At 60.7% G+C, this 8,056-nt stretch carries 7 protein-coding genes; 4 read left to right on the forward strand and 3 right to left on the reverse strand.

Annotation, left to right across the window (positions count from 1 at the left end; genetic code table 11):
- Positions 1-111 precede the first annotated feature (111 nt).
- The 3 genes from AAAB16_RS06610 to AAAB16_RS06620 all read left to right on the forward strand — a co-directional run bounded on the left by AAAB16_RS06610 (position 112) and on the right by AAAB16_RS06620 (position 3,399).
- Entirely contained in the window at positions 112-912 is an 801-nt protein-coding gene (locus AAAB16_RS06610; protein ID WP_340662622.1) for an ABC transporter permease, read from the forward strand.
- Between the two features lie 109 nt (positions 913-1,021).
- Positions 1,022-2,458 carry an amidohydrolase family protein gene (locus tag AAAB16_RS06615; RefSeq protein WP_340662623.1) on the forward strand — a complete coding sequence of 479 codons (1,437 nt, stop codon included), beginning with the start codon at positions 1,022-1,024 and terminating at the stop codon, positions 2,456-2,458.
- On the forward strand, positions 2,455-3,399 hold the full coding sequence (locus tag AAAB16_RS06620) for a PDR/VanB family oxidoreductase (protein WP_340662624.1): 945 nt from the start codon (positions 2,455-2,457) through the stop codon (positions 3,397-3,399). The genes AAAB16_RS06615 and AAAB16_RS06620 overlap by 4 nt, the downstream gene beginning before the upstream one ends.
- A gap of 266 nt (positions 3,400-3,665) precedes the next feature.
- Here AAAB16_RS06620 and AAAB16_RS06625 read toward each other — a convergent pair whose 3' ends face one another.
- From AAAB16_RS06625 to AAAB16_RS06635, 3 genes are all read right to left on the reverse strand, one after another.
- Positions 3,666-5,048, reverse strand: coding sequence for a nucleobase:cation symporter-2 family protein (locus AAAB16_RS06625; protein WP_340662625.1), 1,383 nt, complete (start codon positions 5,046-5,048; stop codon positions 3,666-3,668).
- A 153-nt stretch (positions 5,049-5,201) separates the two neighbouring features.
- Positions 5,202-6,023, reverse strand: coding sequence for a hypothetical protein (locus tag AAAB16_RS06630; protein ID WP_340662626.1), 822 nt, complete (start codon positions 6,021-6,023; stop codon positions 5,202-5,204).
- A gap of 275 nt (positions 6,024-6,298) precedes the next feature.
- Entirely contained in the window at positions 6,299-7,219 is a 921-nt protein-coding gene (locus tag AAAB16_RS06635) for a LysR family transcriptional regulator (RefSeq protein WP_340662627.1), read from the reverse strand.
- Positions 7,220-7,389: 170 nt separating this feature from the next.
- Here AAAB16_RS06635 and AAAB16_RS06640 point away from each other — a divergent pair.
- On the forward strand, positions 7,390-8,056 hold a 667-nt coding region (locus AAAB16_RS06640; RefSeq protein WP_340662628.1), incomplete at its 3' end, for an aminotransferase class III-fold pyridoxal phosphate-dependent enzyme.

The following is an 8,056-nucleotide window of genomic DNA, read 5'->3' on the forward strand; positions in this document are numbered from 1 at the left end:
GGAGAGGGGAATCTGACCGCGTTCCCGCTTGTCTCCCCTCGCCCGCTTGCGGGAGAGGGGCGGGGGTGAGGGCGCTCTTGCTCTACCCAACCCAAACACAGGACTCACCACATGCCCCCTAAACAACCCTGGCTCGCCAACCCAAAGGTCCAAAACATCCTCGCCCCGCTGTTGGTCGGTGCGTTTCTGCTCGGCCTCTGGCAGCTGCTTTGCGTGGCCCTCAAGGTGCCGATCTACCTGATCCCCAGCCCGGCTGATATCGGCCGCACGCTGATCAGCGATGGCCCGATGTTGCTCGCTGCCTTGTGGGTGACGCTCAAAATCACCTTCCTGTCCTTCGCCCTGGCCGTGGTGCTTGGCGTGCTGGCTGCCTTTTTGTTTGTGCAAAGCCGCATCATCGAAGCCAGCCTGTTCCCCTACGCCATTCTGTTGCAGGTGACGCCGGTGGTGGCCATCGCGCCGCTGATTATTATCTGGTGCAGCAACGCCACCCTGGCGCTGGTGATTTGCGCCACGCTGGTGGCCATCTTTCCGGTGATTTCCAACACCGTGCTGGGCCTGCGCAGTGTTAACCCAGGCTTGCTCAACCTGTTCCGCCTGAACCGCGCCAGCCGTTGGCAAACCCTGGTGCGCCTGCGGATTCCCAGTGCTTTGCCGTACTTCTTCGGTGGCCTGCGAATTGCCAGCGGCTTGGCGTTGATTGGTGCGGTGGTGGCGGAGTTTGTTGCCGGCACAGGTGGCACGGGCGCGGGCTTGGCCTATCAGATTTTGCAGGCCGGTTTTCAGCTGAATATTCCGCGCTTGTTCGCGGCCTTGGTATTGATTGCCCTGACCGGTGTGCTGCTGTTTAGCCTGATGGCGGCGTTGGCGCGTTATAGCCTCGGCCACTGGCACGAGAGCGAGCAAGGCTGAATAAACCATGGTGCGCACAGCACACCCTACGTGAAGCAGCTCGCCCATTTGCGGCGAACGAACCGTAGGGTGTGCTCCGCGCACCAAGCGATGTTAGGAGAGACAAAAAATGACCACCAACACCACCTGGCTGATCCGCACCGCCAGCGCCATCCTCACCGGCAAACGCGGCGCGCAGGCCCGCCATGCCGGCCCGGATATTCGCGTTGTCGACGGCCGTATCACTGCCATCGGCCAGCTCGAGCCACAACCCGGCGAGGCGCAAATCGATGCCCGCGATTGTGTGGTTTATCCGGCCTGGATCAACACCCATCACCACCTGTTCCAATCGCTGCTCAAGGGCGAACCCGAGGGTCTGAATCAAACCCTCACGCCGTGGCTAGCCGCCACCCCTTATCGTTTTCGCGGCGCCTTTGACGAGCACAGCTTTCGCCTCGCTGCGCGTATCGGCTTGTTGGAGTTAGTGCGCTCCGGTTGCGCCACCGTGGCGGACCATCACTATCTGTATTACCCCGGCATGCCCTTCGACAGCGCGGCGATTTTGTTTGAAGAAGCGGATGCCCTGGGCCTGCGTTTTGTTCTCTGTCGTGGTGGCGCGACCCAGACTCGGCAACTGGAAGCCGAGCTGCCGCAAGCCATGCGCCCGGAAAAACTCGATGACTATTTGGCCGACGTCGAACGCCTGACCGCGCTGTACCACGACCCTGCCGGCGATGCGTTGCGGCGTATCGTCATGGCGCCCACCACCACCCTGCATTCCACCTCCCCTGCGGAGTTGCGCGAGACCGCCAGGGTGGCGCGCAAGCTGGGTATCCGCATGCACAGTCATCTGTCCGAAACGGTGGATTACCTGGATGCGGCCAAGGCCAAATTTGGCATGACGCCGGTGCAGTTTTGTGCGGAACAGGAGTGGCTGGGTGCCGATGTGTGGTTTGCTCACTTGGTGAAGCTGCTTCCCGAGGAAATCCAACTGCTGGGCCAAACCGGTACGGGCATCGCCCATTGTCCACAAAGCAATGGTCGCCTTGGCAGCGGCATCGCCGACCTGCCGGCGCTGGAGGCGGCGGGGGTGCCGATCTCGATTGGCGTTGATGGCGCCGCCTCCAACGAAGCCGCCGATATGCTCTCGGAAACCCACGCCGCCTGGCTGTTACAGCGGGCGCGCAAAGGCGAGTTGGCCGAGCCGAAATACGCCGGCGGCCAGTTCGAAGGCGGTGCCGATGCCGCCAGCATTGAAGACGTGGTGCGCTGGGGCACGGCCGGTGGTGCCCAGATTTTAGGCTTGGACGATGTCGGCACGTTGGAGGTGGGTAAGGCGGCCGATATCGCCATTTACCGCCTCGACGATCCGCGTTACTTCGGCCTGCACGATATGGCCATCGGGCCGGTGGCCAGCGGCGGTCGCGCCAGTTTGCGCGCGCTGTTGGTTGGCGGTCGGCGGGTGGTGACCGATGATCAGATTCCGGGTTTGGACCTGATGGAACTAAGCCGCCAAGCCAGCGCCGCGGTGCTCGATTTGCAACGTCGTGCGGGGGTGCGTCGATGACGTGGGTCGAGATGAAAACCCGTGGCTTGCGCGAGGAAGCCCAAGGCATTCTCGCCGTTGAGCTGTGCATGGCCGACGCGAGCCCGCTGCCCTTCAGGTGGGAGCCCGGCGCGCATGTCGACGTGCAAACCGGCAGCGGCGTGGTGCGGCAATACTCATTGACCAACTTGGCTGACGAAGGCTGTTTGCGCTTGGCGATCAAGCACGCAGACGACTCACGCGGTGGCTCGCGGTGGCTGCATCAACAACTGCGGGTGGGCGATCGTCTGAAGGTCAGCGCGCCGCGTAATTTGTTTCCGCTACAACCGGGCGTTGGTCCGGTGCTGCTGGTGGCCGCCGGGATTGGCGTGACGCCGCTGCTGGCCATGTACCAACAATGCCGCGCGCAACAGCGGCCGGTGCAGCTCTTGTACTTCTCCCGCAGCGCTGCCCATAGCGCGTTCATCGAGCAGTTTCAGGGCGATCCGGCAGTAAGCGTGGTGACCGGCTTAGCCGCAGCAGAGGTGGGCGCGTATCTCGATCAGCACCTGCCTGCGTGGCAGGCCGACAGCCAGCTGTACACCTGCGGGCCGGGTGGGTTTATGGCCAGCGTGCAGCACTTGGCGGCCGAAAGAGGTTGGCCGTCACAGGCGTTGTTTCAGGAGCACTTTCAGGCGCCGGTCGCCAGCGGCTCGCAGCAGGCAGAATTGGTTTTGGCCCGTAGCGGTAAAACCGTCACGGTGAATGCGGGGGAAAGCTTGGTGGATGCAGCGCAGCGGGTTGGCGTGACCATTAGCACTTCCTGCGGCATGGGTATGTGTGGGGCGTGTATGACCGGGGTGGTCAGCGGCGAGATTGAACATCGCGATCAATACCTATCGGATGCTGAACGGGTTAGCGGCAAATGGATCATGCCGTGTGTGTCGGGGTGTACCGCTGGGAGGTTGGAGCTGGATGCGTAGTCAGCCAGGCGATTCTGGATTCCCGCCTACGCGGGAATGACGGAGAACCCCAATCCACCGTCGTCCCCGCGCAGGCGGGGACCCAGAATGTTGTGCCGGACGTAGTTTGCAGTCCGGATCTTGATTCCCGCTTGCGCGAGAATGACGGAGAACCCCCAATCATCCCGTCGTCCCCGCGCAAGCGGGGACCCTGAGTGTTGTGCCAGGCGAGGTTTGCTGGGCGATTCCGGACTGCGTCTGCACGGGGGTGACGAAGCCGGTTGGAATTACTCCGTAATGTTCTCACCAGCCGCATTGAGAGCCTTCTGGCTGTTCTCTTCCGGCAACACCAGGTTCAGCACAATCGCCGTCAACCCGCCGCTGGTAATCGCCGAATCAAACAGGTTTTGCACCAGCTTGGGCATCAGGTGCAGCAAGGTCGGTTGGGCAGCAATACCCAGCCCCACGCCAAAGGAGGCCGCGATGATTAGCATGCTGCGACGGTCCAACGGCGATTGCGCGAGGATGCGCACACCTGCTGCCGCCACGCTGCCAAACATCACCAAGGTAGCGCCGCCCAATACCGGCTTTGGAATCTGTTGCAGCACTGCACCTAGCAGCGGGAACAAGCCCAGGGCGAACAGCACCACACCGATGTACAGGCCGACGTAACGGCTGGCCACGCCGGTCATTTGAATCACGCCGTTGTTTTGCGCAAAGGTGGTGTTGGGAAAGGCGCTAAAGGTGGCGGCGATCATGCAGCTCACCCCATCACCCAGTACACCGCCTTTTAGCCGCGCCAAGTAGCGTGGGCCTTCGATAGGCTCGCGGGACAGCATGCTATTGGCGGTCAGGTCGCCGACGGTTTCGATGGTGCTGATCACATAAATCAGTGCCACGGGAATAAATGCCGTCCAGTCAAACGCGAAACCAAATTTGAACGGCATTGGCAGGCTTACCAGCGGCAAGTCTGGCAGCGCTTGCGGGACCAGTTTGCCGGTGAATAGGGCGGCGATACTGCCCACGGCCAGGCCGATGATAATCGCCGAAAGACGCACCCACGGGCGGCTGGAGCGGTTCAGCAAAATAATGGTCAGCAGCACCAGAGCGCCAAGGCCAAGGTTGCCTGGGGCGCCGAAGTCCGGCGCGTTAAAGCCACCGCCCAGGTCAGTGACACCAACCTTGATCAAGCTCACGCCGATCAAGGTAATGACGATGCCGGTCACCAGCGGCGTAATCACGCGGCGCAGTTGGCCCAGCATGCGGCTGAGCACGATCTGCACAAAGGCGCCGAAAAAGCACACGCCAAAGATCATCGCCAAGACGTCTTCCGGGCTGCCGCCACGGCTCTTTACCAAAAAGCCCGCCGAGAGCACCGCGCCGAGAAAGGCAAAGCTGGTGCCTTGCAGGCAGATCATGCCTGCGCCAATACCAAACGGCCGACGCGCCTGAATAAAAGTCCCGACGCCCGACACCATCAGCGCCATGCTGATCAGATACGGCAGGTGCGCGCCCAGGCCCAGCACCGAGCCAATGACCAGCGGCGGCGTAATGATGCCGACAAAACTGGCGAGTACATGCTGCAAGGCGGCGAAGAACGCCAGCACGGGAGCGGGGCGGTCTTCCAGGCCGTAGATCAGGTCGGTGTTGCTGTCGGATTCAGGCTGCATGTCACGGTCTCAGCAAAATGTGTTGTTGGCCCCGGGCGGGTGGTCGAGCCGGCCGCGGCCACAGAATTCTATGTTGCTAAAAAACGCCCGCCTTCTCCAAGCAGAGGGGCGGGCTAATAAGGAGGTGTTCGTGAAGCGATAACGCGCGGTTGCTTAGAAGTGCACTTTGGCAATCACGTTGATTGCGCTCTGGTCGGTGCCTTGAAGAATGGTGTCACCCAGGAAGCTGTTGTCGTCGATGGCGTACTTGTTCTTCCAGTAGTCGTATTCCACACCCACGTAGAAGTGTTTAACCGCGCTCCAGCCCATGGCTTTGCCCAGGTCGTATTTGATCTGCGGGTTGAAGTGGAAGTTGGCGTGCAGGTCGTTGGTGCGGCTGCTGGTGGCGTCTTTGTTGTTCCACACCCAGTCCAGGTAGCCGTCAATCAGGATGTCTGAGTTGCCCACCGGAATGGTGTAGGACCACACCGGTGTTACTTGCCACTGGCCGGACGGGTTGTTGGTGATGCCGTCGGGTTTGCGGTAGTAGAAGTTCAGCTGGAAGTAGTCAAAGCCCGGCAGATTGAAGTCAAACGCTGGGCCGAGCAGGTAGTTCTGCCCACCGTTTTCGCCACGCTCGTAGGTGCCGGCCAGCAGCACGTCTTTAAGCGGACCAAATTCAATTTTCTGGTCGAAGATTTTGCTAAAGGACAGACGCGGGGTGATTTCACCGTAGTAGGTGTTTTTGCCGGCGTTGGCATCTTCGCTGCCGTTGTAGTTGATTTGGTCGAAGAAGATAAACAGGTCACCAAAGGTCCAGCCGCTCGCGTGTTCGAACGAGAAGGTCTGCTGAATAGCCGGGTTGATTTTGAAGTCACGGCCATACAGGTAGGTGATGCTGTTGTCCTGCCACAGTAGCGGGCCGTCGGCTTGGGCGGCATTCGCGCCCAGCAATAGGCTGCCAGCAAGCAGCAGGGTTGAGACTTTGGATTTCATGTGTGCTCCCAGGAAGGCGTCTATCTGTTTTAGTTTTTTCCTGGCCGCTTGGTCAGGTCCACCCGTCTTTGCAAGTTTCTGTCCAAGTGATCAGCTTTGCCGGAAAAAATTTCGCGCGATTGTGCGCAATCCGCCAAAGCCTTGTCTCGGCGGGTGCATACATTCGTCGTTGGGCGGGTGGCGGGCAAGGCTTGGGGGTGACCGGACGGTCGCGTAGGCGCGGTTTGCATCGTCGTGGAGCCCTGCTTGCACCAGAGCAGGGCGATCGCTGCCAGCTAGTTGGTGGCGGCCAAGGCTTCGAGAAAACTCTCCAGCACCAAGTGCGGACGGCGGCCTTTGCGGGTAACGGTAGACAAGCTCAGGTCATAGAAACGGCTGGCCGGTTTCAATGCGCGCAGGCGCCCTTGCTGCACCCAGAAACTGGCGTAGTGGTCGGGCAGGTAGCCGATATAGCGGCCGGTCAAGATAAGAAAGGCCATGCCTTCGCGATCCGAGGCGCTGGCGGTGGATTTCAGCACCTGGTACTGCGCCTGGATATCGGGCGGCAGGCGGAAGGTCGGGGCAATGGCGTCCTGCACATTCAGGCGCTCGTCGCTGAGCTGCTCGTCGGCGGCGTAAAACAGCGGGTGGCCGACGGCGCAGTAGAGCAGCGAGCGTTCGTCATACAGCGGCTGATACTCCAGACCGGACAAGGTCGTCGCTTGCGGCACCACGCCGACATGCAAGCGACCATCAAGCACGCCTTGCTCCACTTCGCTGGGCGGCGTCATACGGATTTGGATATGCACATCCGGCCCGCGTTCTTTGAGCTGCGACAAGGCGTTGGTGATGCGCATATGGGGCAGGGTGACCAGGTTATCGGTCAGGCCGATATTCAATTCGCCACGCAAATGCTGGTGCAGGCCGTTGACCTCGGTGCGAAAGCTTTCCAGCGCACTTAACAGTTGTAACGATGATTGATAGACCTCGCGGCCTTCCTCGGTCAGGGCAAAGCCGGCGCGCCCGCGTTGGCACAGGCGCAAACCCAGGCGCTGCTCCAGATCACTCATCTGTTGGCTGATGGCCGAACGGCCAATGCCCAGCACGCTTTCCGCCGCCGAGAAACCACCGCATTCCACTACGCTTCTGAAGATGCGCAGCAGGCGGATATCAAAGTCACTGACTTGCGCGAGAGGGTCGGGGCGACGTGTGCTCATAGTTTAGTGAAAGCCAATCTGAAAATTAGAAGAATCGGGTTTTTCAGACTTTATGCCCATGGCACCTTTGCTCGCAACAAAAAGCTTTTTCCGCTCAGCCCCCAAGAAAAACGCCGCTTAACCGCGCGCAGTAGTTTTCCCGGGGCTGCAAACAACAAGCGAGGCCTTAGATGAACATGCCGCACACCGCCGAACCGTCCTTGGCCAGCCAGCTCAAGCTGGACGCACACTGGATGCCGTTCACCGCCAACCGTAGCTTCCAGCGCGACCCGCGTTTTATCGTTTCCGCCGAAGGCAGCTGGCTGGTCGATGACCAAGGTCGCAAGATCTACGACAGCTTGTCGGGCCTGTGGACCTGCGGCGCCGGGCACTCGCGTAAAGAAATTCAGGAAGCCGTTGGCAAACAACTGGGTGTGCTTGATTACTCCCCAGGCTTCCAACACGGTCATGCGTTGTCGTTCAAACTGGCCGAACAAATGGCCGAGCTGCTGCCCGGCGATTTGAACCATGTGTTCTTCACCGGCTCCGGTTCCGAGAGCGCCGACACCTCGGTAAAACTGGCCAAGGCGTACTGGCGGCTGAAGGGCCAGGCGAGCAAAACCAAATTTATCGGCCGTGCCCGTGGCTACCATGGCGTAAACATCGCCGGCACCAGCCTGGGCGGCATCAGCGGCAACCGCAAAATGTACGGCCAGTTGATGGATGTCGATCACCTGCCGCATACCCTGCAACCGGGCTTGGCGTTCACCGAAGGCGCAGCACAAACCGGTGGTGTCGAGCTGGCTAACGAGCTGCTGAAACTGATCGAACTGCACGACGCCTCGAATATCGCCGCCG

The sequence above is a fragment of the Pseudomonas sp. genome, from assembly GCF_037994325.1.
Classification (GTDB): domain Bacteria; phylum Pseudomonadota; class Gammaproteobacteria; order Pseudomonadales; family Pseudomonadaceae; genus Aquipseudomonas.

Bases quoted from the DNA above. Each gene is read 5' to 3' on its own strand.
- AAAB16_RS06610 (WP_340662622.1), top strand. From the start codon at position 112: ATGCCCCCTAAACAACCCTGGCTCGCCAACCCAAAGGTCCAAAACATC.
- AAAB16_RS06615 (WP_340662623.1), top strand. From the start codon at position 1,022: ATGACCACCAACACCACCTGGCTGATCCGCACCGCCAGCGCCATCCTC.
- AAAB16_RS06620 (WP_340662624.1), top strand. From the start codon at position 2,455: ATGACGTGGGTCGAGATGAAAACCCGTGGCTTGCGCGAGGAAGCCCAA.
- AAAB16_RS06625 (WP_340662625.1), bottom strand. From the start codon at position 5,048: ATGCAGCCTGAATCCGACAGCAACACCGACCTGATCTACGGCCTGGAA.
- AAAB16_RS06630 (WP_340662626.1), bottom strand. From the start codon at position 6,023: ATGAAATCCAAAGTCTCAACCCTGCTGCTTGCTGGCAGCCTATTGCTG.
- AAAB16_RS06635 (WP_340662627.1), bottom strand. From the start codon at position 7,219: ATGAGCACACGTCGCCCCGACCCTCTCGCGCAAGTCAGTGACTTTGAT.